The following is a 26,475-nucleotide window of genomic DNA, read 5'->3' on the forward strand; positions in this document are numbered from 1 at the left end:
TATCTTTATATCGAAATGTCACCTGATGATTATCGAGATAAAGAATGTCTTTATCTGCGATGATCCCACGATAAAGATACGTTGATAAATACAATAAAGCGGGTTTTCCATGACCAACATGGCGGCAATCTACTACCCATTTATTTGCTAATTTGTCAGGTAAGGAGAGCTTGAGTACGCTGGTGATATATTCCAGCAATCTAGCTCGCCATATTTTCGCTAACGCAAAAGCATTAAATAGGTACTTGTTTTTACACTGTTTCCATTGTCGTTTCTTGTCATCAAAGCCACCGCCAGTGATCACCATATGAATGTGAGGAGAAAAACATAGGACACCCACAACTTTTGCAATCCATTAAGATCAATTCTAACGGTGCTCCATGAATGGGTTTTAATCAGTTGAGCAAAGTATCGTTTGAGATCATTAGTGGTTAACGTATCCGACGATTGATCTAAATGGTGAGTAATGCGACGAAGTGCACGACTATAACCATCAATAGTGGCTGGACGTTTACCTTACGAAAGATAGGACAGCCATAAAAGTGTTAATGGTTCAACGGCCGTCATTTTTTCAAATGGGGCATAGATGGGACACGACTGTTTTAATACCCGTGAGGGCGATAGGGAATCTACTTGCCGCGTGTTGAGTTTTTAAAATAAAGATATGTCTGTCCTATGTTCTGCTGACGACTACTAGTCGAAAACCCAGAAACTAGATGGCAAGTGCCCGATTTTGTGATTACTATTGGGATTAATAGCTAAAAATGTATCTGATTTATAATGATTTTTATATTATTGCGAGATAAATACGGGCAAGTTGTTAATATAATAAGTTGTTATATCTAATAGGAGGACAACGTGGGTTCTATCTGTTTTAAACAAGGTGATTTTGCCGATCATTTACATGAATTATTAGGCTATAAATCAGGAGTTGCGGCTTCTATTGAACATATGTGCGATTTACTATCTGGAACTCACTTTGCTGATGATGTTCAAAATTCAGAAAAATATGGTTTAAGGATTCGTTCTGAAGACTACGAATCGCTTTATTATGAATTGCTACATAAAGTAGGTACGACCGAAAAAGTTTTCAAAGGACACTTTGAGGTATTTGACGTATTAAGAGATTTAGAAAAATCAGGCGGAATGGAGTTTGCTAATAGCATTCAAGAAATTTTTACGCGTAATATTAGAACTGCAACTCGCAAAGCAATTAAAGAAAATAAAAAAATTCTTGATCCTTCTAGTATGATCAACGAAGCAGCTCAAAAGTTTGGTCATAAAGGGTTAGATGGAATAATTAAGCTTATTGAGGCTAATGACGCAGTGCAAAGATATAGCCCACATTCAGCGTTACGGTTTAATGAATGGGATAATATTGTTGATCTAAATGCACTTTTTAATGAGTATAAACCAATAGCTAAAGAAGGCGCTTTTTTTGATCAACGCTTCATTGATTTCCTTTCTGTTAATAATGAAAAATTACACGATATACATTGGCGTAAATTCGAGGAATTGACAGCTGAGTGCTTTACTCAATTTGGTTATAAAGCTGAATTAGGCCCGGGAAGTAATGATGATGGTGTAGATGTTAGAGTCTGGCATCCTGATGAAATAGATTCACCTAAGTTTATTATTCAGTGTAAACGTTATAAAAGTAAAATTGAAAAATTAACTATTAAAGGCTTATATACGGACGTTTTGCACGAAGGAGCTGAAATGGGGTTATTAGTGACAACATCAGAGTTTAGTGTTGGAGCTAGAAAAACGGTATCTGCTCGTGGTTATCCTATTGAGGAGGTTAATGGCGATAATATTTCTAAGTGGCTTTCGGAGTTAAGAACTCCAGGCTCTGGCATTGTACGTGTGTAATTAGATATAACAGATAAGGATATGTGTCGCGCAGCCGACACCTATCCGAAGTGTTGGACAAGCCCGAGCGGCTTTATATAAGTAAATATTGGGAATGTCATGAAAGGTGATGCTGAAAAGAAGTCGAGCGTTATCCTTGGCGTGAACCAATCAATTTAATTCATTGATTTATAATTAGATCCTCTTTAATTATTACGCGTTAATGCCATTATCCTTATTATTTTACGTTTTTATCTGGGTCAATAAACATAGGACACCCATAGCTTTCCTAATCCATTACGATCAATTCTGACTGTGCTCCATGAATGGGTTTTAATGAGTTGAGTAAAAAAGTAAAATTGGTGCGTTACTTTAAGTTGGTCTGTAACGTAATTGGCGTTATATGTAAAAAATAAAAGTAGCAGCCAATCTAAAAAAGGTCTAAAATTAGCACTTAATTTAATACTTTTTTGGTGGGATCATGAGACAAGTTTTAGCTGATTGTTCAGCAAGTATTTCAGAATTAAAAAAGAATCCAACGGCTCTTTTGAACGAAGCTGATGGCGCTGCTATAGCCATCTTAAATCACAATAAACCAGCGGCTTACCTAGTACCTGCTGAGACTTATGAATTTCTAATGGATATGTTAGATGATTACGAGCTTTCTAAGCTTGTTGAAAGCCGCAGACTTGATTTATCAGACGCTGTGGAAGTCAATATCGATGACTTATAAACTAAAATTTTTACCTGCGGCACAAAAAGAGTGGGGCAAGTTAGCTCCACCAATTAAAACTCAGTTTAAAAAGAAACTAATTGAGCGTCTTGAAAATCCTCATGTTCCTGCATCAAAATTACGTGGTTATGATTCTGTTTATAAAATTAAATTGCGTACAGCAGGCTATCGTTTAGCTTATGAAGTCATCGACGATGAAATTGTTGTTTATGTATTAGCTATTGGTAAAAGGGACAAAGATGCTGTTTATAAGAAGTTAGGTTCACGCTTTAGGTAGTAAGATAATAAATAAGAATATATGCCGCGCAGTCGATGTCTATTTAAAGATTAGACAAGCCAGAGTAATCTTATATAACTATAAATACTACGAATGTTATGAGCTCGTCATTCTCAATCACGTTGAAGTCCATGCTTAAAGAAAAACTGTAATCCATCACGATCAATTCTGACGGTACTCCATGAATGGTTTTTAATCAGTTGAGCAAAGTATCGCTTGAGATCATCAGTGGTTAACGTATCAGGTGATTTATTCAATGGTGACTAATGCGACGAAGTGCACGACTATAAGCATCAATAGTGGCTGGACGTTTACCTTATAAAGGTAGGTGGGTAACATGTTGTGTATAAAGATAATCTGAATGTTGCTGTTGTTCGTTATTCATCATTAACACCCGATTAAAAGGAGTATTAAAGGTAGCTTAATCGCTGTTTGCTTTACTCTGCCGCGCAACGGCTTCGTTCAACAAATGAATCAACACGATGCTGATAACATTCGGCGTTTTTAGTTTGAAGTATAATTGGTTTTGAAAGTTGGTCGTCAGCACGTGTTATGGTGGCGTTAACTGCTTCTCGGTTTAAATTAATTCACCGATACTAGCTCTAATGTCTGCAATTGTAATAAACAGTTTGTTATCAGTATCTTTGAATGCGGTAAAGCCGTATTTTTCATAGAAATTCTCAGCGCCATCTTTTGCATCAACAATGACGACAGGGAAGGCGACCGTTTCACTTGCCATTAATAGTTTTCTAAGCGCATCAATCAAAAGCCATTCACCGAAACCCTGACCTTTGTATCTATGGTCAACGGCTAAGCGGGCAATTAAACCACCAGAAGTTACACTGTGATGTTTCTTCTGTAATTTAGGAGGTAAATCCTGAATATCAATCGGTGTCATTGTTAATGTGTAATAACCAATAATGTGCTCAGGACATTGCTTATCTTCAAGAACAAAAGTACGAGTATTGTCTTTCTTAGCTTGTTGGCTTGCCATAACTTTCAAGTAATTATTGAGTGCGGTAATACCACAGTCAAAACGATTTCGGTCATGTTTAGCTTTTTCTAATTGGACAGTATTCATTATTGAGTTTTATCCATATAACGTGAAGCGGCTTTTTGTAACTTGCTATTTGGCTTAGCAGGTTGGTCTAACGCAGTCATTAACGTCATAGCATCTTGCTGGCTTAGTTGTAGGGTTCGTTCACGTTCCATAATAGTTTTAGCTTTTTCTACAGCCGCACTAAGCACAAATGAGTTAATGCTAGACATACCGGCAATAGCCGCAGCTTGAGATAGTAGTTCTTGTGTATCAATATCTACACGTGCTGTAATACGAGGTAATGTAGTAGCCATAATAATCTCCATTCAGTGTCAAAGTGGCACAGGTGAATTGTAGTTTAATTATTATACGCTGACAAGTTTTGTGCCATTTTGGCACGCAGTTAACGAATGCATCAACACGATTTGCTACATTCGGCATTCTAGATTTCTTTGGGTTTACCGTATCAAGTGGTAAATTTAGGCTTAATTTGCATGGTAGTGAACGCGTTATGCAGGCGTTATATTCACAAAGCTTAAAAATTAAATCCGTATTAGCTCCGTACAAATTGCACTTTGGTTGTTTAAATCTTATACTCAATTCAACTACGGAATTACTCCGTACGATTGGAGGTTTTATGGCTACTACAAGACTTGATATTCGCTTGGATGAAGAAATCAAAGCTAAGGCTGAGAAAGCTTCAGCTTTACTTGGTTTAAAAAGCTTAACTGAATACGTTGTTCGTTTAATGGACGAAGATTCAACTCAGGTGATTTCTGAACATGAAAGCATCACAGTTGAAGCAAATGTATTTGACCAATTCATGATTGCTTGTGACGAGGCTAAAGCTCCGAATAAAGCATTACTTGAAGCTGCTGCATTTACTAAAAGTGGTGAGTTTAAGTGAGTTATTCCAAGACTTTTAAAGAATTGGATAAATCACAACACGATAGAGCATCATTTGACTGTGGTGAAAAAGAGTTGAATGATTTTATCCAAACTCAAGCTGCTAAACATATGCAAGCAGGTATTAGTCGGACAATGGTTTTGCCTGCTTCTGTGCCATTACCAAATCAAAAATATCCAATCTGTTCATTTTATAGTATTGCGCCAAGTTCGATTAGCCGTGATACGTTGCCACAAGCGATGGCTAAAAAATTACCACGTTATCCTATTCCTGTTTTCCTTTTAGCTCAACTTGCGGTTCATAAAGAATTTCATGGAAGTGGGTTAGGTAAAGTTAGCTTAATCAAAGCTCTAGAATATCTTTGGGAAATTAACTCTCATATGAGAGCTTATGCCATTGTTGTTGATTGCTTAACTGAGCAAGCAGAGTCATTTTACGCAAAATATGGTTTTGAGGTTCTTTGTGAAATCAACGATCGGGTAAGAATGTTCATACCAATGAAAACAGTCGGTCAGTTATTCACTTAGACGTAAGAGTGAATATGACAGATAAGGATATATGTCGCGCAGCCGACACCTATTCAAGTGTTGGACAAGCCCGAGCCGCTTTATATAAGTAAATATTGCGAATGTCATGATAAAACATAGGACACCCATAACTTTCTTAATCCATTACGATCAATTCTGACGGTGTTCCATGAATGGGTTTTAATTAATTAGTTTAAGATCATCAGTGGTTAACGTACCAGGTGATTTATCTAAATAGTGAGTAATGCGACGAAGTGCACGACCATAACCATCAATAGTAGCTGGACGTTTACCTTGTAAAGTTAGGTGGTAACTTGTTGTGTATAAAGATAATCTTAACGTTGCTGTTGTTTGTTGTTCATTTTTAATACTCTATTATTAGGAGTATTAAAGGTAGCTTAATCTGCATAGTAGCAAACGTGTTATGTAGGCGTTAGTTTGCCCACCGACTACAATCAGTCGGTAGGGAATTTTTGCTTCTGGTGTAGAACGCGCATTACACGAATTGCTGAGCCATCAACCCAGTAGGAAACGATCATTGAGATTTCCGGGATAATTAGTAATCGTCCTCGAATACCATCATGTTGAACACCCATAAGTGGTTGCTCAAGTAAGTTTTCTACTTTTGCTTCGATGATTTCGTCAGTTTTTTCTGCTGCGTTAGGGTTGAAGTCATAAAGAAGCTCAAAGATCTTCTCACGATCATTTAGCGATTCTTCTTCCCATAAAATCATTGTTGACCTCGGCTGCGAATCTTAGCTTTTCGTTCAGCCATTCGTGATTTTGCTGAGTCATGGTCAACAAATGAAGCTTTTCCTAAGTCAAAATTCTCAAATGCTAGGTTTACTTGTTCAGTTAACCAAGCGTCGTGAGATAATACTTTGCGTTGTTGTTCAGCCATTTGCTCAGTAAGTTCACGGCAAGCATCGCTAAGTGTGCGTCCTTGGCTCTCAGCCATTTGCTGGGCTAAGCGTTTAATTTCGTCATCAACACGAAATTGAATTCTAGTGTCCATGAGTTGCTCCTAATTTAATGTACACACAAATGTTAGCACTGGAGTTAGGTAAGGGCAATTAACAGATAAGGATATATGTCGCGCAGCCGACACCTATTCAAGTGTTGGACAAGCCCGAGCCGCTTTATATAAGTAAATATTGCGAATGTCATGATAAAACATAGGACACCCATAACTTTCGTAAACTATTACGATCAATTCTGACTGTGCTCCATGAATGGGTTTTAATCCGTTGATCAAAGTATCATTTAAGATCGTCAGTGGTTAACGTATCTGGCGATTTATCTAAATGGTGAAGAATGCGAATAAGTGCGCAACTATAACTATCAATAGTGGCTGGACGTTTACCTTGTAGAATTAGGTTGGTAACGTGTTGTTTATAAATATAATATTAACGTTGCTGTTCGTTCAATAAATGTATAAATACGATTTACTACACTCTGCATTTCAAGTTGTCGGTTTTTTCTCGTTTAGGGCGTCAATTTTAAGCATAAGTGCACAGTCGTAAATGAGTTATGCAGGTGCCACGTAGCCATAGTTATATACTTTATCAAAAATTCGTTTAATAGGGAGATTGATATGCCATTAGAAAAACAATGGTCATTTGAAGATAGCGGCTTATGGAAGCTTAAATTGCAGCTCCAGTTTAGTGGGTGGTTACAATACATTATTCATGCAATATGGATTTTGATACTACTACTGATTAGTGGGGTTGGTTGGTTAATTGGGCATTGGCAAGTTTTGTTGTTTTGGTTGCCTCTCGGTTTAGCTACATTATTAAGTATCGCATTGGTTGGAACGATTGTAATGGTGAAATATGGATTACATCCAACTGAAAAATTACCTCCCAATAAAAATCATCTCGATATATTTGATTTAATGCGATCACGCCAATCTTGTCGTTCATTTCAATCTCGTAATTTAACAGCGGAACATCATGCTGAATTACTCAAAGCAGTTCAGTTTCATACCCAAGAAAACCAACTACTTGGGCAAAAACCGATTCGATTCGAATATATCAAAGCACCATTAACCGTTTGGCCAGTTGTTGGTGCTCATGAATTTCTGGTGGCCATTGCTCCGAAGAAATATAACCGCTTATCAATTATTGATGTTGGTCGGAGTCTGCAAAAAATTGTTATCGAAGCAACTCGTATGGGAATTGCGACTTGCTGGATAGGACCAGGGGCTGATAATAAAAGTATTATGCAACATCTAGGAAACAAGATCGACCCAACAAAAGATCATGTTATTTGTGTTTGTGCAATCGGTTATGATTCGATGTATAAGCCATTATTCATTCGCTTATTTAATCGTTTAATGCATAAACGCTTACTTTTATCGGAGCTGTTTTTTTCTGACTTGTCATTTAATACGCCATTGGATACTCAAGCCAAGCCCTATTGTGTTTATGGACGTTGTTATGAGGTTTGCCAATGGTCACCGTCGTCATACAATGGACAAACTACACGCTGTATCGCAATAATAGATCAGGAAAATGGTGAAGAAAATCTCATTCGCTTTGACTTTTTCGCGTCCGTAAACTCGCGGTATTATTCTCCGGTTGCGCTTGGAATCTGGTGTGCTAACTGGGAAATAGGTTGTACAGCTTTGAATAGGCGCGGTCATTTCAAAGTCATGTCACCTAGCGAGAGAGTCTCCGCAGAAGCCCCCGAGTTACCACGTTACGACATCAGCTGGGTAGTTGCTGAAGACTTAAACCGACCTGATTAGATGTGAAGTAACATAGTTAATTTTGGCCACCTACAAAAGAAAACAGAGGACAGCCATATATTTTGGCTGTTCTCCATGAATAGGTTTTAATCAGTTGAGCAAAGTATTGCTTGAGATCATTCGTGATTAACATATTAGGCGATTTATCTAAATAGTGAAGAATGCGACGAAGTGTACGAATATTATTATCAAAAAGAATAGTCAATATATCAATTAAATATTAACTAATTTTTAGATTCTATTTGTTTAGGATATTTGATTGGGTGTTGAAATAATAATGAATATAAAAATGTATTTCTATTATATTAAAGGATGTGGGGTCTGGATATTTATATTGTAGTATTTGATAATATATTTCAGGTGTTGTCGACACTCGGAACTGTTAGTTTGCCGAGTATCTTAAATTTTTATTTTATTAATTTAAATGCAATGTTAAATGTTTAGAAACAGATATAGACTCGATAAAAGAGTTAGCATCTAAAGGATAAGATATGTGAGAGCTAATTATTGAGGCATTATATAAACAATAAACCAAATCTACTTTAATTATATTGTTATCTAATTCATCTCCATTGATTATATCTTCATTATTTGCGACGGCATTAATTGCTTTTTGTAATGAGATACTTAATAATCGAGACTCTGAGTCATAATTAAATGAATGTACTGCAAATTCATCAATCGAGACATCAGCACTATTACTATGAGTGTCAATAAAAATAGGTTTAATATGCTGTTTGAAGGTTATTGATATTTTACCATGTAAATCAAATGGGTATCTAATTTTTTTCATTGCATTAAGCCTGTGTATAATTTTCCACATCATAGTAAAATAAGGCATTTATTAAAATAGCACGTTGTTTCTTTTGACTTAAAATAATGCTAATTTAAATGACTAAAATAGATTTTTTTAAAATTTAAACACTAATGAAATATGTGAATTTTTACTTGACTATTACATTATTGAAATAAATATGAGTCACCAATTCTATTTTTTAAGAATAGTGAGAATAGTGAGAATAGTGAGAATAGTGAGAATAGTGAGAATAATATGAATAATCTTATTGAGCAAACAATTGGTAATATTGCTTTAGTTGTTGAAAATTATGATGATGCGATTGAATTTTATACTAAGAAACTGCAATTTGAGCTTATCGAAGACACAGATTTAGGCGGAGGTAAACGATGGGTTCAAATTTCGCCACCAAATTCAATAGGAACTCATTTACTTCTCGCACAAGCAAGTAATGATGAGCAGTTACAGTCTGTTGGTAATCAAGCGGGTGGTCGTGTTTTTTTGTTTCTTCAGACAAATGATTTCTGGCGAGACTATGAGTTTATGCAAGAGCAAGGTGTTAAATTTACAGAAGAGCCTCGCGTCGAAGAATACGGTACGGTTGTTGTGTTTAAAGACTTATATGGCACTAAGTGGGACTTGTTACAATTAAACCAAAAATAATTGGTTCGCAAAAAAGATGTTTGAACAGTATTACTATTTTTAGGAACCTATTTGATGAAACTAATATCTGAAACCGAACAACTAATAATAAGACAATTAACGTTAGATGATGCTGAATTTATTATACAGTTATTGAATGAAGAAGCGTTTATTCATTATATAGCAGATAAAAATGTTCGAACACATGCAGATGCTGTGAATTATTTAATTAATGGGCCATTAGCGAGTTATCGTGATTATGGTTTTGGATTAAATTTAGTTTCACTGAAAGAGACAGCAACGCCGATTGGGATCTGTGGTTTATTAAAAAGAGAAGAATTAGATTATCCTGATTTAGGCTATGCATTTTTAACTGAGTTTTGTAAAAAAGGGTACGCAGCTGAAGCGGCTTCTTCTGTGCTTAATGTCGGAATGAAAGCTCACTCTTTAAACACGGTTTTAGCGGTTACATTACTTGATAATGACGGCTCTAATCGGTTATTACAAAAAATAGGGTTTGAGCTTAAAGAAACAATGGTGTTGTACGGCTCTCAAAACAATTTATATGAGTATACGTCGGCATAATAAAGATAGGACAGCCATAAAAGAAATATAAAAAGAAAAAACGGGACAGCCAAATCATTGCAGACTTTCGATAAGCTACTACACTTAAGCTTCAAGTTGCTTATGGTGGAAGAAATGACTGTCTCAAGACGTAAATTGATCGAACCTCAAATTACTCCGTATTATCATATTATTAATCGCTGTGTCAGGCGGGCTTATTTGTGTGGTGAGGATCCGTACAGTGGTAAGAATTACCAGCATCGACGTGGCTGGATCGTGAATAGAATCAAGCAATTGTCTGAGGTGTTTTGTATTGATGTTTGCGCCTATGCCGTCATGAATAACCACTATCATTTAGTCTTGAAAATTGATACACAACAACAGCAGGCATTATCACCTCAAGAGGTTATTTCGCGTTGGTTACAGTTATTTAATGGTCATCCGATTGCGGTAGATTTTGTTAATAATGGTGATGTTGGTGTAGATAAGAAACAAGCGTTATCAACATTGGTTGCAGAATGGCAGTCACGATTAGGCAGTATTAGCTGGTTTATGCGGTGTTTAAATGAAGAAATTGCACGTAAAGCCAACAAAGAAGATGATTGTACTGGTGCTTTTTGGGAAGGACGTTTTAAATCTCAAGCGTTGTTAGACGAACAAGCATTACTCTCTTGCATGATGTATGTTGATTTAAATCCTATTCGAGCAGGGCTCGCAACATCGTTACAAGATTCTGATTTTACTTCAATTCAGCAGCGAATAGTAGAGTGCCATCAAACGTCTATAGCAAAAAAATCAACCTTAAATTCATCATCAATTAAGCGCTCTAAAATTGGATTATTACCTTTTGTTGGTGCTGAACATCAGGCTAAACAGGTGGGGATACAATTTGATTTTAAAGATTACTTAGAGCTGATTGATTGGACTGGACGTAGTATTCGCGATGATAAAAAAGGCTTTATTCCGGCCACTCAACCTAAACTGTTACAACAAATGGGGGTTAATGGAGATGCGTGGTTAGATAATAGTAATGACTTTATGGAGCACTATACCAATGTAAGTGGTAAATGGTCGCGAATGTGTTCGTTTCAACAGCATTTTGGTGGTCGTTGGTGTAAAGGTAAGGTAGCGAGTCAAAGATTACACCCTAGTTAAAAACCTATCTTTGATAAAGAAGCTTATCACCGCAATAATCGTTTATTGTGGCATTTGGCGATCTTGTTAAACAATAAATAAGGTATTTTATTATTGTGAGGTTGGTTTTTGTTACATTAAAAACCGAAGTAAATGGTATTTGGTTGTTATTGTCTCAGTGTGTGGTGGTCTTGATGCTAGAAAGATATGGCTGTCCCATTTTAGTTATGGCTGTCTAATATCAAAGTGATCTTGTTGAATTGTTAGCTTCGATTTGGAAAAGATATGCCTGTCCCATCTTAGAAAATATCGCCATAAAACTGTATAACAGATCTTATGGCGATTTATATCAGTTAAACGGATTTAGGCTTACGCGTTCCGCGTGGAATGCCCGTATCACGATCAGTGATTGGCTTGCGGTTTTTCGGCTTCTTTGCCTTTGGTTTATCAGTGCTTGGTGCATTGCTTCGCGGTTTACTATTGCGACGTGGCTTGTCACCGTTGCTATTATCATTTTCAGGCTTTTGGTATTTAGGCTTGAAGTTTAAAATAGAAATAGGCACTTCTTTAGTTGGTACAAAGCCATCAATTTCTTTACGTACGATTAAGTGGCCTAACAGACGTTCAATCATGCATAAGTTTTTGAAGTTATCGCGTGATACAAATGAAATCGCTTCACCTTTAGAGCCTGCACGACCAGTACGACCGATACGGTGAACATATTCTTCAGGAGGGAAGGGCAGATCATAGTTAACAACGCGGGTTAACTCATCAATATCAAGACCACGAGCAGCAACGCCTGTTGCGATTAAGTATTTTACTTTACCCGCTTTAAAATCTTCTAATACTTGTGCACGAGAACCTTGGCTACGACCACTATGGATTGCTTCTGCGGCAATGCCACGTTTTTCAAGTTGGCTTACTAATTTAGCGGCACCGTGCTTGGTTTCGATGAAGATCAATGCTTGATCCCATTGTTGCTCATTAATTAAATGGCTCAATAGTGATGATTTCATGTCTTTATCAACAGTGATCAAACATTGGTCAATTTTCGGCTGTGATGCTTCATCTTTAGCAACACTGATCTCAACTGGATTACGTACTGCTGTTTTTGCAAGAAGACGTACTTGAGCTGATAAGGTCGCTGAGAACAACATGTTTTGGCGATCAAGCGGTAAACGTTCGATGATCTTATTAATATCTTCGATAAAGCCCATATCTAACATACGGTCAGCTTCATCAAGCACTAAAATTTCAATCGCATCAAAGTGGATAGCACGTTTGGTGTACATATCCAATAAACGACCAGGTGTTGCTACTAAAATATCAACACCTTCAATTAGGCGACGTTTTTGTGGTTCGTAATCGACACCACCGTACATTGCCATTGAGGTTAAATTGGTGTGTTTGCTGTATTGAACAATATTTGCTTCAACCTGAACCGCAAGTTCACGTGTAGGCGCAAGAATTAATGCACGAACGCGTTTAGCTCGCACTTGCTGGCCATCATCAAGCATTTGCAGAATAGGAAGAACAAAACTAGCCGTTTTACCGGTACCTGTTTGTGCTGCTGCAAGTAAGTTTTTGCCGGTTAGTGCCACCGGAATGGCTTTTTCTTGAATCGGCGTAGGAGTGGTGTAACCCATATCGGTTACTGCTTTAACGATAGCGTCGCTTAATCCAAGCTTAGAGAAAGGCATGTAGAATCTCAGATAAATAAATCAAATAACGGCTATCTCTAAAAGTTAAAGTAATAGCCGACGAACAATGCCGTGGATTATAGCACGGCTACCTTAGGTCATTATATTATTTCGCATTAAGCCACGGCGGACGTTTTTACATAACTTTCCAAACTGGCGAATTTCATCAAACTGTGGCGTTACGCCACGTTCAATTGCATGTTCCCAGTAACTAACTTCGGTATCGACGAGTTCTAATAATTTCTTAGGACAGCCAATACATTTATTATCAGGTCCACAAACAAAGGTTTCAGGTTCATAAAGTGGAAATGCCTGCTTAACCTCAGTCAGAAGTTGGCGCATTGCCGTTTGACGATCAGGTTTTTTATTCATGGTATCAAGTGTATCTAGGCTAAATTGGTATTCTAATTAAGCATAGTTAAAATAACCATGTTTATCTTATGAAAGGGTATTATTGGACAGATGAATTGATTGGTATTAGGGCTAGAAAGTTGATTTTGTCATCATAAAAAAACCAGCAATAAGTTATTTACTTACCGCTGGCTTATTATTAATTACCCATAGTTATTATCTAGATAATTACAGTTTGTCCCAAGCATCAGCCCAGTATTGGCTTGTTGCTGGTGCGTATGATGCACTTGCACACCAACCTGTGTATGGCCATGGTTTACATTGGTATATATTGCCATCAGACGCTAATACCTTATCACCTGCAAGGTAAGCTTTACCTGCTTCATAAGCTGGTGCATCTGTAACTGGTGGCTCAACTGTGCCTTTATCTTCTAAAGTGAAATGTGCACGTTGTTCTACGCTGTCATTGTTTGATTCAGCAATCATACGTAATGAGTATGTGCTAGCAACAACATTATCAAGCACCATATTAATGGTTTTGCTGTTATCGACCTTAGCCGTAAATTGACCTCCTGAAACAGGGTAACCCATTGCATCAATGACATCGATTTGTACTGAAGCTGCTTTATTTGCGGTGTAATTAAGGGTTAATTTTGCAATACCATTAGTGATGGTGTAGTTGCTATTAATACCGGTTAAACTCGCAGTAAAATCAAGCTCAGGTTGTTCCACATCGCCGCCACAATCGGTGTCACCAACTTCGCGCCACACACCCCATTCACCAGTGGTACCCGGTTCATTTCCTTGTGTCCACCAACCCGCTTGCCAATCTTTACCATTGTGACTGACAACATCACCTTCAACATAAGTTGCATCTGCTTTCCATGCTGGTGTACATACGATAGAGCCATCGTTAACCACCACAACACGTTTTACAGTTACAGTTTGGTTTGCACTGTCTGTAATGCTGTAAATCAGTTCATATGAACCTGCAATAGCTGTGGTTACAGTGCCAGAAACAGAAATGTTTGTTGTTAGATCGCCGTCTTCAGCATCTGTTGCAGAAACGCCAGCCATTGGGTCAAAAATGTCACCCACTTTAATCACTCTGTTTTCTACACCAGCAAAAGTAGGAAAGGCGCTAAAGACAGTGACTTTACGTGGTGATACGGTCTCGTTGTCATTTGAATCTGTTACTGAGTAAGTCAGCACATAATCACCAACACGTTGAGTATCAACATTACCCGTTACCGCGATTGAATCGGTTAGATTGCCATCTTCTTTATCGTTAGCTGTTACACCAGCCATTGGATCAAATGATGTTTTATGCTGTACGCGAGTATCTGTTATTCCAGCAATAGTAGGCTTTCCAGGTTGAACAACAGGTGGAGTTTGGCTGTGAACAAATGGACCATAGGTTTCAATAAAGCTGCTGTTGTATGCTTTACCTGAAGCATCAGTACCGATATCCCAGTTAATAGACCATGTCATCACACCACGAAGAGGCTGTGATTGTTTTTCTAAACGTGCAAAAGCATTAAACAGATCTTGAGGATTCTTAATAAAACCGGTTGCCGCGGCATCAATGTTAGTTGGAATACCAAACACTAATTTGTCGTGTGGAATAGTAGTAAAGCCACGCGTACCGTTAACCAATGAATCCGCAATGTAATAAATGAACTCTTCTTTTAGTGCATCGTTATTTTGTGCAATCCAACCAGGGCCTTCAACATAAACACCGTCGCCACCTTGGTTGTAAAACTGAGGGTTGATCCAATCGTAGTAACCATCAAGAGCGGTGATATAAGGAATATATTTACCCGCAGCAGTTAAGTATGGGAACTCAGGAGCCATAGTGATAAGGAAGTTTTTACCTTGCTCACGGTAATGATCTTTTACTATGCGCAGTGCTGCTGGAATAACGGTTTGGTTATCTTTTGCATCAATAGCCGCTTGCTCAAGATCGATATCTAAACCATCAAAGCCATAAACATCAGTGAGGCGAATAATTTCAGCGGCAAAAGCATTTTCATCGCCTTTTTGCAGCTCAACGTGTGCATCTGCACCACCAAGTGCCAGTATAACGGCACGGCCTTGATCGTTTAGTAGCTTAATTTGGTCGATAAATTGTGATTCAGTTAAACCTGTTGCAGGGTCTAAATGAAAAGTAGGGATACGACCTTCGGCAGTGTCATAAACTTTCATAAAAGAAACAGCAACCACATTATACATTGGGTTCGTGGCTTTAAGGCTCATAGCGGGAGCATTACCTGCTTTATAACCACGACCGTCAGCCCAGTTATGCCAGTAACCAACGACAACGCCATTTTCAGGGTTAACCATCTTTTCACCAGCGTTGGCGGTGAAGCTCATAGAGGTTAACGCGAGAGCAATAGCATTTAATGTGAGAAACGTTGTTTTTTTATTCATTTATTTGACCCTAAAAAGAGGTAAGAGTTGTAATAATAAAGCGAATAAATGCTACCACAAGGGTAGGAGATGAGAAGCGTGATTGTGTAACAAAAAACATTTAAATCAGTTGCTTACGTGTCAATTAATTGGCGTATGAATATCACTTTTAGTCTGAAAACTGTCGTTATTTATTCTTAATTGAACAATGGTTTATTAGGTGGCGATTTTTTGGAATAAATGATGAATAAAATAAGCGTAAATATGAAAAAGGTCTCAGAAACAGATTGTTATCGTTGAAAGGGTTTTATGAATATATATTAATAAAATGGGTGTTTTTTATAATGTTTACGCCTTGGATTAGGATCACTTATTAAATTAATTGTTATTATCAATTGTTGTTGCAGCTTTTTTTTAGGTAAAGTAGCGTCATCAACAGAATATCGTAAGGATTTTGATCCTTTGCGGTAATCTGATAAGTTACTGCAAAGTAACCTAAGTACTCGATTAAGTAAGAGATAAAATGGCAGTTTTAGAAATTTTAACCGAACCAAATCCAAAGCTACGCGTTCAAGCTGAAGAAGTAACAGATGTAAAAGCTGAACATATCCAAACGCTTATCGACGACATGCTACAAACCATGTACGAAACGGGTAATGGTATTGGTTTAGCTGCTCCTCAAGTAGGTCGCAAAGAGTCTATTATTGTTATCGATTTATCTGAAGAGCGTAATGAACCACAGGTATTCGTTAACTCTAAGATTGTTCGTGGTGAAAACCCAGTAATTGGTCAAGAAGGCTGTTTATCAGTTCCTGATTACTACGCAGATGTAGAGCGTTTCGAGAAAATCGAATTAACTGCGCTTGATCGTGATGGTAATGATATTCACCTTGAGCGTGATGATTTTCTTGCTATCGCACTCCAGCATGAGATTGATCACCTAAAAGGTATTCTTTTCATTGATTATCTATCACCTCTTAAGCGCCAAATGGCAATGAAGAAAGTGAAGAAATTCTTGAAGACTCAAGCAAAGTAATCTTTAGCTATAGCTGTTGAAAGGCTGTTGAGAACTACTCAGCAGCCTTTTTTATTGGTAAATGATGACGATTTATTTACTGTGAAAGGGGGGTTGAATGCATATTACGTATTCAGTCATGTCTAATTCCGTTGAATCTTGGTTACGTTGTAACGTTATGCTTTCACCAAGAATAAATGGTTGATTATATTTGCCATGACCAAAGAAAGGAAAGTAATACACGGGCTTATTACATTGATCAGCAAATCGTTGTAATACTGCTTTGTACATCATTCGTTCTTGATCTGTTGGATCGGTAGAATAATATTGACCAAAAATAATCGCCTCTACATTGAAATCATTTAAAAACAATAATTGTTGTAAGTAACGATCTAATTGACGAAAAGTCACACCAATGTCTTCAAGTAATAATACTTTACCTGTGAAATCAGGCTGATATTTAGTGCCAAATGTTGCAGCAACAAGGGTGTGATTACCACCGATTAAAATTCCCGTAATAGAAGCTGCTTGTTGTGCTAGTGCATTAAGTGGCAGTGCATTGTTATAAACTATACCGTTATTCATTATTTCGAAGATATCAGGCAATGGTTGCTGATTTGTTGTGCCCATATCAAGGTGGTTATTGGCATTAACACCGTGAATTGAGCGCCATCCTAATTCATCATTTAGAAAACTATGAATAGCAGTAACATCACTGAACCCAACAATCACTTTTGCTGGAATGGCTAATAGCTGCTGCTTATAACGGTGTAGGTACGGTAATAAGTTTAATGCACCACCACCACCACGATAAAACCACAACACATCAATTGTTGAATCAAGTAATGCTTTAATTAAGTTATGGGCTCGCGCTTGATCAGTATCAACATAACCAAAATCTGAAATATTTTGTTGTAAATAATGGCAATTTACATGATAGCCATGACTCTCTAAAACGCTAACCACTTGTGGTACTTGTGTTGGGTCAAATTGAGTAGAGCAAGCAATTAAGGCAACATTTTTATAGGGCGTGTTTGTAATCGGTGTGTTCATGGAAAACTCTCATCAAAGGCCAATTATTATCAAAGTACAAGAATCATCAAAGCGTAATATATCGTTAATCCGCAGGATAAATCGCGCCTAATTGGGCTAAACGACTGGCTCCAGTCACTTCGGGTAAATTACCTGATTGATGATGCATGGTGCGATACGCAAGCCATGCAAACGCCATTGCTTCCATGTTATCAATATCTACGCCACGATCTGCGGTTGTTATAACTTGCCAGCTTGGCAGCAGTTCTGCAAGTCGCTGCATTAAAATCGGGTTATGAGCGCCGCCACCACATACTAAGAGTTCATTTGGTGTGACGGCAGGGGTTAGGCCTGTTTTTTTGACATCATTAGCAATAGTTTGCGCGGTATATTCAGTGAGTGTTGCTTGAATATCACAAGCAGAGAGTTGCAGTTTAGCAATCGTTGGTTCAGCTAAATACTGTTGTAGCCATGTTAGGTTAAATAATTCTCGGCCAGTACTTTTAGGGGCTGATAGCTGCAAATACGGCTCAGACAATAAGCGAGTTAATAATACTGAACTCACTGTTCCTAAACGGGCCCAATTACCGTTTTCATCATAACTTTTTTGCTGGTGGAGGTTGATCCATGCATCCATCAACATGTTACCAGGGCCAGTATCAAAGCCTGTTACCGCTTTATTGGGTTCTAAAACGGTAATGTTAGCAATGCCGCCAATATTTAAAATTACTCGAGTACATTGGGTTGTACTAAAAAGTTGTTGATGGAAAGCGGGCACTAGCGGTGCACCTTGGCCACCAAATGCCATGTCTTTGCGACGAAAATCAGCAACGGTAGTAATGCCTGTTTTGGCAGCAATAATATTGGCATCACCAATTTGCATCGTAAACGCATATTCTGTGTGAGGAGAATGAAAGACGGTTTGGCCGTGGCTGCCGATAGCGGTGATATCTGTAGCATCCGTTTGGGTTTTATTCAGCAGTGCTAATACAGCATCAGCAAAAAGATGACCTAAACGGTGGTCTAGTTCACCTAATGTTTGTAAATTTGTTGGTTGGCCTAAACAGATATCTAACAATGATTGTTTGAGATTATTACCCATAGCAAAGGGATGCGAACCAAGTAATCGAATATTATTGTTGTCAATTTCTACGAGAACAGCATCAACGCCATCCATGCTCGTCCCTGACATTAAACCAATATATTTTTCCATCGCTGTTCCCACTGTATTTCAATTTAACGGCTGCTGTTTATCATGGCCGTTAAGCAGTTAATTATACTGTTCGAAGTATAAGCTATAGCGTCACTCTAATCAGAAGTGACTGAGAAATAAAGTAGCGATGGAATATTTACGTTAATTGTTTTAATGCATGACACTACGAGAAGCGGCAAGACTATTAGCCCCTTGCTGTTGAACGACGTTGTTCATTTTATTCGCAAACTCAGCTAATTCGTGGCTCACTGCTGAACTGGCAATCATTGCATCATCAAGATCGAAAATTTCAATCATATGACCAGTCGTACCGTCATCATAAGTGCCTGACACAAAGTGAATTGCAGTATCAGTTAGAATTGAACGGCCATAGGTATTCTCGACTAAACGCATCCAGTGGATTAATTCATCATGATTTTCTATGATTTTTGAGTGCATAAACACTGATCCTTTTCGCATCGGAGGCATACATTGAGAGGACCGATTGTCCTTTATTTTGTGATGGCCTTTTATGCACTAAGTGTATCAGTACGGTGCAAATGATAACTTTAGCGTCACGGCAAAAATAAGTGTTAAAAAAAACAAAAAGTGACAAAAACGCACATTTTCTTAAAAATTCCAAATTAATCAATATCTTGCGAGCTAAAATTTGCTGTTATATAGTCAATAAACGCTCTTAATCGTGCTGGCATAAATTTCGTTTGGGCGTATTGAAGTGCAATATCACCGTGATAGTTACCACGTATTGTCCATGCAGGTAATACTTGAATTACCACACCTTTGAGTAAGGCTTCTTTGATGACAAAATCAGGGAAGATACCAATTCCTAAGTTATCTTTTACACCATTAAGTCGCATTTGAGAGTGATTAACTGCATAACGACCACTTACAGTAACGCGATGTCGTGTATGTTGTTGTTCAAACTCCCAAATATTGTCAGTATTGGTTTCCCCTAAATACAAACAATCATGATGAATAAGATCTAATGGCGTTTGGGGTGTGCCACGTTGTGCTAAGTATTCAGGGCTAGCACATAGCATCAGATCGACTTTGCCTATTTGCTTTAAGACTAAATCCTCACTTGGCTTTTCAGTTAGCCTAAATACCACATCAATCCCTTCTTTTATAATATCAATATCACCATCACGGGCTTTAAGCTTTAATTGAATATCTGGATATTGGATTAAAAATGGCGTTACTAAAGGCTGCAAGACAATTGATAGAAATGCTTTGGGGGCGGCAACTGTAATCATGCCCGCAGGCACAATCGGTTCTGAATGGGAGATTTCAATTGCTTGTTTAGCGGCATCAAACATCGTTGTACATTGGCTATAGATACGTTTACCAGACTCACTGATCACCAAGGTTCGAGTGGTACGTTCTAATAATTTAACGGAAAGCGCGGCCTCCAAGCGTGATATCTGTTTACTTAATGCAGAAGGGGTGACATTGAGCTTTTTGGCGGCAGAGGTATAGCTGCCTTCATCAACCACCACGATAAAAACAGCCAGATCTGGCATTAGTGCGATGAGCTTATTAGTTTCCATTCATTTGTGCCTAAGAGTCAATAATCATTTTCCATGGTATGGGATAATACTGTGGTTAGGTTTGAATTAGAATGCTGAAAAGTGACCAATTAAGTTCTAGTTCAAAGTGTTGATAAAAAACACCAAATAGTTGGCGATTTTCAAATAAAAAAGGTGTAAAACGAAAGCTACTCCCTAGACTTCGATATTTAATGCTGCCATTGCAGTGTATTATTAGTCAGGAAGAAATAGCTTTTAGGTTTTATCAGCGATTGCGCTTAGCTACCATCCAATAAATCTGTGAGGAACACATGTCTTCTGCATTTTATAAGCAAATTAATCAGCAAATTGAAGATGTTAAAGCTGAAGGACTCTACAAATCTGAGCGTATTATTACGTCTGCACAACAAGCTGCAGTTAAGATTCAATCAGGTGAAGAAGTATTAAACTTTTGCGCCAATAACTACTTGGGTTTGGCTAATCATCCAGAGCTGATTGCTGCGGCAAAAGCGGGCATGGATCAACACGGTTTTGGTATGGCATCTGTACGTTTTATTTGTGGTACACAAGATGCACATAAAGAATTAGAGCAAAAACTATCGAATTTCCTAGGAATGGAAGACACCATTCTTTATACCTCATGTTTTGATGCCAATACGGGCCTGTTTGAAACGATCCTTGGTGCTGAAGATGCCATTATTTCAGATGCACTAAACCATGCTTCTATTATTGATGGTGTACGTTTATGTAAAGCAATGCGATTCCGTTATTCAAACAACAACATGGAAGAGCTTGAGCAACAATTGATCGCAGCTAAAGAAGCGGGCGCACGTAATACATTGATCGTAACTGACGGTGTGTTCTCAATGGATGGCGTAGTGGCTAACTTGCCTGCTATTTGCGATTTAGCGGAGAAATATGGCGCACTTGTAATGGTCGATGACTCTCACGCTGTCGGCTTTATGGGCGCAAATGGCCGCGGTACTCATGAGCACCATAATGTGATGGATCGCATTGATATTATTACTGGTACGCTAGGTAAAGCAATGGGTGGTGCATCAGGCGGTTACACATCTGGTAAGAAAGAAGTGATTGATTGGCTACGCCAGCGTTCACGTCCATACTTATTCTCAAACTCTGTTGCGCCAGCGATTGTTGCCGCATCAAACCGTGTTATTGATCTATTAGCTGAAAGTGGTGATTTACGCGACAATCTATGGATTAACGCGGCGCATTTCCGTGCTCGTATGACAGCAGCGGGCTTTACTATGGCGGGTGCTGATCACGCTATCATTCCAATTATGCTAGGTGATGCAAAAGTAGCAGCAGAATTTGCTGAGCGTGCATTAGCAAAAGGTATCTATGTGGTCGGTTTCTCATTCCCAGTAGTACCAAACGGCAAAGCACGTATTCGTACTCAAATGTCAGCAGCACATACCCGTGAGCAACTTGATAAAGCGATTGATGTCTTTATCGAAGTGGGTAAAGAGATGGCTATTATTTAATTCGTTTTTCGTTGTTAACATCGGCACGGCCTTAGCAGTGTGTTAAGGCTATTGTATAGAACAGCTATTGAGGTTGTTCTAGCTTTATGGAATAAGTGTTATGAAAATCAAAGCTCTTGCTAAGTTAAAGCCTGAAGAAGGTATCTGGATGACTGAAGTAGATAAGCCGCAAATGGGGCATAATGATCTACTTATTCGTATTAAGAAAACAGCTATCTGTGGTACTGACGTGCATATCTATAACTGGGATGAATGGTCACAAAAAACCATTCCTGTGCCTATGGTTGTGGGTCATGAATATGTGGGCGAAGTCGTTGGCATGGGGCAAGAAGTCCGTGGCTTTAACTTAGGTGACCGTGTTTCTGGTGAAGGGCATATTACCTGTGGGCATTGCCGTAACTGTCGTGGTGGTCGTACCCATTTATGCCGTAATACCGTTGGTGTTGGTGTTAACCGTGAAGGTGCGTTTGCTGAGTTTTTGGTTATTCCTGCATTTAATGCGTTTAAAATTCCAGATGATATTTCAGATGATTTAGCGTCGATTTTCGACCCGTTTGGTAATGCGGTTCATACTGCATTATCGTTCGATCTTGTCGGTGAAGATGTCTTGATCACCGGTGCTGGCCCAATTGGTATTATGGCAGCCGCGGTTGCAAAACATGTTGGTGCTCGCCATGTTGTGATCACCGATGTTAACGAATACCGCTTAGATCTTGCACGTAAAATGGGTGTAACTCGCGCCGTTAACGTTGCCAATGAAAACCTAACTGATGTTATGGATGAGTTAGGCATGAAGGAAGGCTTTGATGTTGGTTTAGAAATGTCAGGTAATCCAATGGCATTTAACAGCATGTTATCAAGCATGAACCACGGTGGTAAGATTGCATTATTAGGCATTCCACCATCAGACATGGGCATTGATTGGACTCAAGTTATCTTTAAAGGCTTAATCATTAAAGGTATCTACGGTCGCGAAATGTTTGAAACATGGTATAAGATGGCAAGCTTGATTCAATCAGGCCTAGATCTAACCCCAATCATTACGCACCATTACAAGATTGATGATTTCCAGCAAGGCTTTGATGTTATGCGTTCAGGCATGTCGGGCAAAGTTATTCTTGATTGGGAATAAGTGATTGAAGAGGCCGTCTTTGTAGACGGCTTCTTTATTTTTGGCATTTTTTATAAATGAGGAATTGGATCTGGTATTCCGTCAGGGTCATTATTTACATAGTGACTAATATAATAACTTCCGATGATCGCTAGACCACAAAAATGGGGCGATGCCATTGATGTACCATTATATTCTACTGTTCCCCCTCCAGCTTTGGTTGATAAAATATTTACGCCAGGTAAAGAATATTCAATAGCTGAACCATAGTTTGAGAACCACGCGAAATTATTATTACTATCAAATGCTGATATTGTATAAACATTGGGGTGAGTTGTACTTGCTGGAGTATAATTAGCCGCATTTGCAGCATCATTACCCGCTGCAATGGCAAAAATAATACCTTTATTGGCTGTTGCTTTTATTGCTGAATCTAGTGCGCTTGAAAAACCTTGAGCACCTAAACTCATATTGGCACAATCACCATAGTTACCATTACGATAGACATGATCAACACCGGCAATAACGCCATCCATTGTCCCACTACCGTTATTATCTAATACTCGAACAGGAATAACAGTAGCACCAGCTGCAACCCCAACAACATCAAAACCATCAAGTTTTGCTGCAATAGTTCCGGCTACGTGGGTGCCATGCCCATTACCATCCTCGGTTGTATTTTTACCTTTAATAAAATTGGCACCACGAGATTTATCAACATTTAAATCCGGGTGTCTGCTATCAACACCTGTATCAATAATCCATGCGGTGCCATATTCAGCGACTTCCCCCCCTCCAACATATGCTACGCCCCAAGGAATAATTTCTATTGAACGTACTGGCGTTGAATCATTATTATCAGGCTTTTTATTAGGTCTTTCTTTTTTCGCTACTAGGGCCACGGTAATATTTTCTTCAACATGAATAATTTCAGGAAAACGTTTTTTTAATGCCTGTAAAGCTTGAGGAGGTAAGGTTATTGACATACCTTTTATTGCGTTATGATACTGATGTTTTATCTGTCCTTTTTTATTGATTATTTGTTGTGTGATTTCTGAACGCTTCTCTTTTGGTATAGTATTATCAAATTGAATAATATATTGATTTTTAAGCTTTTCTGGGGTGCTTGATGCGTATAAAGGTATTGATAAAAGAAGAATAGATGATAGCGCTATTAATCGAGTCATAATAATATACCTAGTAAGTATTGAAATTGACTTACTATGATTATAGAAGAGAAGAACTATTTTATATGTTAAAATAGCCAATTATTATTTATTTCGTATTGGAATACTTATGCCGCAATCATTACAGCCAGAACAACTGACGCTAGAGCAGCAATTACTGCAAAATAATCCATTACATGGTCTTAGCTTAGAGAAAATGCTAACAGAACTTGTTGATCATTACGGTTGGGAAATTCTTGATACAGCAATGCGTATGAACTGTTTCAATACCAAACCATCTATTGCAAGTAGCGTTAAATACTTGAAGAAAACAGAGTGGGCACGTGAAAAAGTAGAAGGTTTTTACCTGTCTCGTTTTAAGCGTATGCCTCGTGCTTCTGCGGCTGAATTTGAATTACCGCCACGTATGCGTACATTTGCTCACGGCATTACACCAAAAACACCAATGGAACTCACTGTTGAGTCTATTTTGTTATCGCAAGCAAAAGCGGCATCAGCACATAAAGAACGTTCTAACAGTGGTCGTAATGGTGGCCGCAACAACGGCGGTCGATCGCGTCGTTAATCATTAGTTACTAAATAGCAGCACTAATTTAGGGTGATGTATGTCACGAAAGCTGCTATACTAGACAACAATTTAGAGAAAAAGTCGCCTATATTGAGCGGCTTTTTTAATGCTTGATATATTCACAAATTTTGGAAACAGTACATTGATTTCAACAGCTAATATCACAATGCAATTTGCATAGTAGCTAATACCTCCAAGCCTTACACGTTCACAATGAGGCTATCTGTTATGAACAAACCCAAAGCTATACCCTATATCCGCTTTTCTTCCCTTGTCCAAGGTAACGGCTCATCTGTTGCTAGACAGCAAGATTATATAAACAAGTGGTTAAAATCTAATCCTGATGTTTTATTATCCAACCTTCAATTTAAAGATTTAGGTAAATCTGGTTATACAGGAAAACACCTTAAAAATGATTTGGGAAAGCTACTCGTAGCTATTGAATCTAATCACATTAAAGCTGGTGATTTCATTTTAATTGAAGCAATGGATAGATTAGGTCGTTTACCTGAACTTGAAATGATTTCTATCATTCAACAAATCATTAGTTCAGGGGTAAAGATTGTTACTCTTCAAGATAACACCGAATACAGTACTGACTCTATTGCTGCTAATAGTGGCTTATTGTATGTCTTAGTTGGTAAGGTTCAAGGCGCACACCAGTATTCTAAAAGCTTATCAGACCGCCTCAGCAAGGCGTGGGAAGACAAAAAAAGAAAAGCCACAGAAGGGCTGGGAGTGAAAAGGAAAACCCCGTGGTGGATTACATGGGACGATTTAACGAAGAGATACGATAAAGTTACTGATGATGATAAGTATATCTTAAATAGTGTTTATAATTTATATCTTGGTGGCTTTGGTGAGCGTAGGATTTTAAATAGACTACGGGAAAAGTACCCAGAGAAGTTTGGAACGACAGACCCTGCAAGTGTTAAACGATGGTTGAAAAATAAAACTGCTATTGGATATTGGGGAGATATACCTAACGTATACCCACCAGCAATTCCCGAATCATTATTCTATGCGGCTCAAGCTGAATTAAAAAATAGAGGAGCAGGGAAAAGTCAAACACCGAGAAGTGGTCGTTTCCTTTGTGGATTAGTTAAGTGTGGTTGCTGTGGTGGTAATTATGCAATAAGGAGTAATCCACATTCTAAGGACGCTATGCTATGTTCACAGTCAAATAAACGTAAAGATAAGTGTAATAATAAGAAAACGATTCCTTACCAAGTATTGGATTGGGTGCGTTCTCAAACGTATCTTGATGCTTTAGCGCGTATAGCTACAAGGTCACAGAAGACTGATATTGATGAAAAGTTGATTGTTATTGATGGTGAACTGGATTCTTTAAAATCTCAGCGTGATAACTTACTAGAGCTAGGCTCAAAAGTTGGTTTTAATGATTCTCTTACTAATAAATACACAATTCTAGAACAACAAATAGATAAACTAGAAAATAGTCGAGTGGGTATAATCCAAACGGTAACAGAGCCTAAAGATATTGATTCAAGTATGTTACCTGAACTAGAAAATGATTTATTTGAAGATGTAGAAGCCTTCGGACAGCTATTACAAAAAGTCGGATTGAAGTGGTCAAGTAAAACTGTACACCTTTATAGGTGTTTAAATTAAGCGGCTG

28 protein-coding genes and 3 pseudogenes are annotated in these 26,475 nt (G+C 38.1%); 14 read left to right on the forward strand and 17 right to left on the reverse strand.

From position 1 onward, the window contains the following. On the reverse strand, positions 1–340 hold a 340-nt coding region (locus Q0V26_RS15135; protein ID WP_297483324.1), incomplete at its 3' end, for a transposase. 5 nt (positions 341–345) lie between these two features. Continuing rightward, a pseudogene (locus tag Q0V26_RS15140) lies at positions 346–516 on the reverse strand (phage integrase N-terminal SAM-like domain-containing protein); the annotation flags it as partial. A gap of 342 nt (positions 517–858) precedes the next feature. Here Q0V26_RS15140 and Q0V26_RS15145 point away from each other — a divergent pair. From Q0V26_RS15145 to Q0V26_RS15155, 3 genes are all read left to right on the forward strand, one after another. Beyond that, a complete protein-coding gene (locus Q0V26_RS15145) occupies positions 859–1,872 on the forward strand; it encodes a restriction endonuclease (protein ID WP_297483326.1) in 1,014 nt (337 codons plus the stop codon). Positions 1,873–2,332: 460 nt separating this feature from the next. After that, positions 2,333–2,584: a type II toxin-antitoxin system Phd/YefM family antitoxin gene (locus Q0V26_RS15150; protein ID WP_107190698.1), complete on the forward strand. Its 252-nt coding sequence runs from the start codon at positions 2,333–2,335 to the stop codon at positions 2,582–2,584. Then, on the forward strand, positions 2,574–2,861 hold the full coding sequence (locus Q0V26_RS15155) for a type II toxin-antitoxin system RelE/ParE family toxin (RefSeq protein WP_065193611.1): 288 nt from the start codon (positions 2,574–2,576) through the stop codon (positions 2,859–2,861). Before Q0V26_RS15150 ends, Q0V26_RS15155 begins: the two co-directional genes overlap by 11 nt. A gap of 119 nt (positions 2,862–2,980) precedes the next feature. On the opposite strand, the pseudogene Q0V26_RS15160 reads toward Q0V26_RS15155, so the two are convergent. The 3 genes and pseudogenes from Q0V26_RS15160 to Q0V26_RS15170 form a co-directional block, all read right to left on the reverse strand. Next, positions 2,981–3,246 (reverse strand): annotated as a pseudogene (locus Q0V26_RS15160) (site-specific integrase); the annotation flags it as partial. 192 nt (positions 3,247–3,438) lie between these two features. Then, positions 3,439–3,945, reverse strand: a complete 507-nt coding sequence (locus Q0V26_RS15165) for a GNAT family N-acetyltransferase (protein WP_297483405.1) — start codon at positions 3,943–3,945, stop codon at positions 3,439–3,441. Beyond that, positions 3,942–4,214 carry a DUF1778 domain-containing protein gene (locus Q0V26_RS15170; protein WP_080157230.1) on the reverse strand — a complete coding sequence of 91 codons (273 nt, stop codon included), beginning with the start codon at positions 4,212–4,214 and terminating at the stop codon, positions 3,942–3,944. Before Q0V26_RS15170 ends, Q0V26_RS15165 begins: the two co-directional genes overlap by 4 nt. A gap of 323 nt (positions 4,215–4,537) precedes the next feature. Between Q0V26_RS15170 and Q0V26_RS15175 the strand changes: the two genes are divergently transcribed. Together Q0V26_RS15175 and Q0V26_RS15180 are read left to right on the forward strand one after the other, a co-directional pair. Next, positions 4,538–4,807: a DUF1778 domain-containing protein gene (locus Q0V26_RS15175; protein ID WP_363316472.1), complete on the forward strand. Its 270-nt coding sequence runs from the start codon at positions 4,538–4,540 to the stop codon at positions 4,805–4,807. After that, entirely contained in the window at positions 4,804–5,334 is a 531-nt protein-coding gene (locus Q0V26_RS15180; RefSeq protein WP_297483347.1) for a GNAT family N-acetyltransferase, read from the forward strand. Before Q0V26_RS15175 ends, Q0V26_RS15180 begins: the two co-directional genes overlap by 4 nt. A gap of 137 nt (positions 5,335–5,471) precedes the next feature. Here the strand turns inward: Q0V26_RS15180 and Q0V26_RS15185 are convergent. The 3 genes and pseudogenes from Q0V26_RS15185 to Q0V26_RS15195 all read right to left on the reverse strand — a co-directional run. After that, positions 5,472–5,696 (reverse strand): annotated as a pseudogene (locus Q0V26_RS15185) (hypothetical protein); the annotation flags it as partial. A gap of 93 nt (positions 5,697–5,789) precedes the next feature. Continuing rightward, the gene (locus Q0V26_RS15190) at positions 5,790–6,068 is read right to left on the reverse strand and encodes a type II toxin-antitoxin system RelE/ParE family toxin (protein ID WP_297483350.1); all 279 of its coding nucleotides are present in this window, start codon (positions 6,066–6,068) and stop codon (positions 5,790–5,792) included. After that, complete coding sequence (locus Q0V26_RS15195; protein ID WP_297483353.1) at positions 6,065–6,349, reverse strand: type II toxin-antitoxin system RelB/DinJ family antitoxin; 285 nt, start codon at positions 6,347–6,349, stop codon at positions 6,065–6,067. The genes Q0V26_RS15190 and Q0V26_RS15195 overlap by 4 nt, the downstream gene beginning before the upstream one ends. A 579-nt stretch (positions 6,350–6,928) precedes the next feature. Here Q0V26_RS15195 and Q0V26_RS15205 point away from each other — a divergent pair. Then, on the forward strand, positions 6,929–8,083 hold the full coding sequence (locus Q0V26_RS15205; protein WP_297483356.1) for a nitroreductase family protein: 1,155 nt from the start codon (positions 6,929–6,931) through the stop codon (positions 8,081–8,083). A 415-nt stretch (positions 8,084–8,498) separates the two neighbouring features. Here Q0V26_RS15205 and Q0V26_RS15210 read toward each other — a convergent pair whose 3' ends face one another. Beyond that, on the reverse strand, positions 8,499–8,876 hold the full coding sequence (locus Q0V26_RS15210) for a hypothetical protein (protein ID WP_297483359.1): 378 nt from the start codon (positions 8,874–8,876) through the stop codon (positions 8,499–8,501). 258 nt (positions 8,877–9,134) lie between these two features. On the opposite strand from Q0V26_RS15210, the gene Q0V26_RS15215 reads away from it, so the two are divergent. From Q0V26_RS15215 to Q0V26_RS15225, 3 genes are all read left to right on the forward strand, one after another. Next, the gene (locus Q0V26_RS15215) at positions 9,135–9,542 is read left to right on the forward strand and encodes a VOC family protein (RefSeq protein ID WP_297483362.1); all 408 of its coding nucleotides are present in this window, start codon (positions 9,135–9,137) and stop codon (positions 9,540–9,542) included. A 54-nt stretch (positions 9,543–9,596) separates the two neighbouring features. Then, entirely contained in the window at positions 9,597–10,106 is a 510-nt protein-coding gene (locus Q0V26_RS15220) for a GNAT family N-acetyltransferase (RefSeq protein WP_297483365.1), read from the forward strand. 114 nt (positions 10,107–10,220) lie between these two features. Continuing rightward, on the forward strand, positions 10,221–11,240 hold the full coding sequence (locus Q0V26_RS15225) for a transposase (protein ID WP_297483368.1): 1,020 nt from the start codon (positions 10,221–10,223) through the stop codon (positions 11,238–11,240). A gap of 332 nt (positions 11,241–11,572) precedes the next feature. Here Q0V26_RS15225 and Q0V26_RS15230 read toward each other — a convergent pair whose 3' ends face one another. The 3 genes from Q0V26_RS15230 to Q0V26_RS15240 form a co-directional block, all read right to left on the reverse strand. Further along, positions 11,573–12,919 carry a DEAD/DEAH box helicase gene (locus tag Q0V26_RS15230; RefSeq protein WP_297483371.1) on the reverse strand — a complete coding sequence of 449 codons (1,347 nt, stop codon included), beginning with the start codon at positions 12,917–12,919 and terminating at the stop codon, positions 11,573–11,575. A 93-nt stretch (positions 12,920–13,012) separates the two neighbouring features. Next, the gene (locus tag Q0V26_RS15235) at positions 13,013–13,291 is read right to left on the reverse strand and encodes a hypothetical protein (RefSeq protein WP_045038647.1); all 279 of its coding nucleotides are present in this window, start codon (positions 13,289–13,291) and stop codon (positions 13,013–13,015) included. A gap of 207 nt (positions 13,292–13,498) precedes the next feature. Further along, positions 13,499–15,700, reverse strand: a complete 2,202-nt coding sequence (locus Q0V26_RS15240) for an immunoglobulin-like domain-containing protein (protein ID WP_297483376.1) — start codon at positions 15,698–15,700, stop codon at positions 13,499–13,501. Between the two features lie 502 nt (positions 15,701–16,202). Here Q0V26_RS15240 and def point away from each other — a divergent pair. Further along, positions 16,203–16,715 (forward strand): peptide deformylase, encoded by a 513-nt coding sequence (gene def / locus Q0V26_RS15245; RefSeq protein WP_107276123.1) that lies wholly within the window; start codon positions 16,203–16,205, stop codon positions 16,713–16,715. Positions 16,716–16,787: 72 nt separating this feature from the next. Here def and Q0V26_RS15250 read toward each other — a convergent pair whose 3' ends face one another. From Q0V26_RS15250 to Q0V26_RS15265, 4 genes are all read right to left on the reverse strand, one after another. Next, on the reverse strand, positions 16,788–17,747 hold the full coding sequence (locus tag Q0V26_RS15250) for an LD-carboxypeptidase (protein ID WP_297483379.1): 960 nt from the start codon (positions 17,745–17,747) through the stop codon (positions 16,788–16,790). 64 nt (positions 17,748–17,811) lie between these two features. Further along, positions 17,812–18,939, reverse strand: coding sequence for an anhydro-N-acetylmuramic acid kinase (locus Q0V26_RS15255; RefSeq protein ID WP_297483382.1), 1,128 nt, complete (start codon positions 18,937–18,939; stop codon positions 17,812–17,814). A gap of 150 nt (positions 18,940–19,089) precedes the next feature. Beyond that, positions 19,090–19,377: a hypothetical protein gene (locus Q0V26_RS15260; protein ID WP_297483385.1), complete on the reverse strand. Its 288-nt coding sequence runs from the start codon at positions 19,375–19,377 to the stop codon at positions 19,090–19,092. A 185-nt stretch (positions 19,378–19,562) separates the two neighbouring features. Then, entirely contained in the window at positions 19,563–20,486 is a 924-nt protein-coding gene (locus Q0V26_RS15265; protein ID WP_297483388.1) for a LysR family transcriptional regulator, read from the reverse strand. Positions 20,487–20,776: 290 nt separating this feature from the next. Here Q0V26_RS15265 and Q0V26_RS15270 point away from each other — a divergent pair, with 290 nt between their 5' ends. Next, positions 20,777–21,970: a glycine C-acetyltransferase gene (locus Q0V26_RS15270; RefSeq protein ID WP_297483391.1), complete on the forward strand. Its 1,194-nt coding sequence runs from the start codon at positions 20,777–20,779 to the stop codon at positions 21,968–21,970. 100 nt (positions 21,971–22,070) lie between these two features. Further along, complete coding sequence (tdh, locus tag Q0V26_RS15275) at positions 22,071–23,102, forward strand: L-threonine 3-dehydrogenase (RefSeq protein WP_297483394.1); 1,032 nt, start codon at positions 22,071–22,073, stop codon at positions 23,100–23,102. Between the two features lie 50 nt (positions 23,103–23,152). Here tdh and Q0V26_RS15280 read toward each other — a convergent pair whose 3' ends face one another. Continuing rightward, the gene (locus tag Q0V26_RS15280; protein WP_297483396.1) at positions 23,153–24,268 is read right to left on the reverse strand and encodes a S8 family serine peptidase; all 1,116 of its coding nucleotides are present in this window, start codon (positions 24,266–24,268) and stop codon (positions 23,153–23,155) included. A gap of 109 nt (positions 24,269–24,377) precedes the next feature. On the opposite strand from Q0V26_RS15280, the gene Q0V26_RS15285 reads away from it, so the two are divergent. Both Q0V26_RS15285 and Q0V26_RS15290 read left to right on the forward strand, forming a co-directional pair. Beyond that, the gene (locus Q0V26_RS15285) at positions 24,378–24,833 is read left to right on the forward strand and encodes a VF530 family DNA-binding protein (protein WP_297483399.1); all 456 of its coding nucleotides are present in this window, start codon (positions 24,378–24,380) and stop codon (positions 24,831–24,833) included. A 231-nt stretch (positions 24,834–25,064) separates the two neighbouring features. Beyond that, the gene (locus Q0V26_RS15290) at positions 25,065–26,468 is read left to right on the forward strand and encodes a recombinase family protein (protein ID WP_297483402.1); all 1,404 of its coding nucleotides are present in this window, start codon (positions 25,065–25,067) and stop codon (positions 26,466–26,468) included. The last annotated feature ends 7 nt before the right edge of the window (positions 26,469–26,475 follow it).

It is taken from the genome of uncultured Photobacterium sp. (assembly GCF_947039875.1).
Lineage (GTDB): Bacteria > Pseudomonadota > Gammaproteobacteria > Enterobacterales > Vibrionaceae > Photobacterium.

Excerpts from the sequence above, each read along its gene's own strand:
- Q0V26_RS15285 (WP_297483399.1), top strand. The coding sequence starts at position 24,378 with ATGCCGCAATCATTACAGCCAGAACAACTGACGCTAGAGCAGCAATTA.
- Q0V26_RS15195 (WP_297483353.1), bottom strand. The coding sequence starts at position 6,349 with ATGGACACTAGAATTCAATTTCGTGTTGATGACGAAATTAAACGCTTA.
- Q0V26_RS15220 (WP_297483365.1), top strand. The coding sequence starts at position 9,597 with ATGAAACTAATATCTGAAACCGAACAACTAATAATAAGACAATTAACG.
- Q0V26_RS15205 (WP_297483356.1), top strand. The coding sequence starts at position 6,929 with ATGCCATTAGAAAAACAATGGTCATTTGAAGATAGCGGCTTATGGAAG.
- Q0V26_RS15155 (WP_065193611.1), top strand. The coding sequence starts at position 2,574 with ATGACTTATAAACTAAAATTTTTACCTGCGGCACAAAAAGAGTGGGGC.
- Q0V26_RS15230 (WP_297483371.1), bottom strand. The coding sequence starts at position 12,919 with ATGCCTTTCTCTAAGCTTGGATTAAGCGACGCTATCGTTAAAGCAGTA.
- Q0V26_RS15170 (WP_080157230.1), bottom strand. The coding sequence starts at position 4,214 with ATGGCTACTACATTACCTCGTATTACAGCACGTGTAGATATTGATACA.
- Q0V26_RS15255 (WP_297483382.1), bottom strand. The coding sequence starts at position 18,939 with ATGGAAAAATATATTGGTTTAATGTCAGGGACGAGCATGGATGGCGTT.
- Q0V26_RS15190 (WP_297483350.1), bottom strand. The coding sequence starts at position 6,068 with ATGATTTTATGGGAAGAAGAATCGCTAAATGATCGTGAGAAGATCTTT.
- Q0V26_RS15290 (WP_297483402.1), top strand. The coding sequence starts at position 25,065 with ATGAACAAACCCAAAGCTATACCCTATATCCGCTTTTCTTCCCTTGTC.
- Q0V26_RS15280 (WP_297483396.1), bottom strand. The coding sequence starts at position 24,268 with ATGACTCGATTAATAGCGCTATCATCTATTCTTCTTTTATCAATACCT.
- Q0V26_RS15175 (WP_363316472.1), top strand. The coding sequence starts at position 4,538 with ATGGCTACTACAAGACTTGATATTCGCTTGGATGAAGAAATCAAAGCT.
- Q0V26_RS15215 (WP_297483362.1), top strand. The coding sequence starts at position 9,135 with ATGAATAATCTTATTGAGCAAACAATTGGTAATATTGCTTTAGTTGTT.
- Q0V26_RS15270 (WP_297483391.1), top strand. The coding sequence starts at position 20,777 with ATGTCTTCTGCATTTTATAAGCAAATTAATCAGCAAATTGAAGATGTT.
- Q0V26_RS15225 (WP_297483368.1), top strand. The coding sequence starts at position 10,221 with ATGACTGTCTCAAGACGTAAATTGATCGAACCTCAAATTACTCCGTAT.
- Q0V26_RS15250 (WP_297483379.1), bottom strand. The coding sequence starts at position 17,747 with ATGAACACACCGATTACAAACACGCCCTATAAAAATGTTGCCTTAATT.
- def (WP_107276123.1), top strand. The coding sequence starts at position 16,203 with ATGGCAGTTTTAGAAATTTTAACCGAACCAAATCCAAAGCTACGCGTT.
- Q0V26_RS15265 (WP_297483388.1), bottom strand. The coding sequence starts at position 20,486 with ATGGAAACTAATAAGCTCATCGCACTAATGCCAGATCTGGCTGTTTTT.
- Q0V26_RS15150 (WP_107190698.1), top strand. The coding sequence starts at position 2,333 with ATGAGACAAGTTTTAGCTGATTGTTCAGCAAGTATTTCAGAATTAAAA.
- Q0V26_RS15235 (WP_045038647.1), bottom strand. The coding sequence starts at position 13,291 with ATGAATAAAAAACCTGATCGTCAAACGGCAATGCGCCAACTTCTGACT.
- Q0V26_RS15260 (WP_297483385.1), bottom strand. The coding sequence starts at position 19,377 with ATGCACTCAAAAATCATAGAAAATCATGATGAATTAATCCACTGGATG.
- Q0V26_RS15240 (WP_297483376.1), bottom strand. The coding sequence starts at position 15,700 with ATGAATAAAAAAACAACGTTTCTCACATTAAATGCTATTGCTCTCGCG.
- Q0V26_RS15210 (WP_297483359.1), bottom strand. The coding sequence starts at position 8,876 with ATGAAAAAAATTAGATACCCATTTGATTTACATGGTAAAATATCAATA.
- tdh (WP_297483394.1), top strand. The coding sequence starts at position 22,071 with ATGAAAATCAAAGCTCTTGCTAAGTTAAAGCCTGAAGAAGGTATCTGG.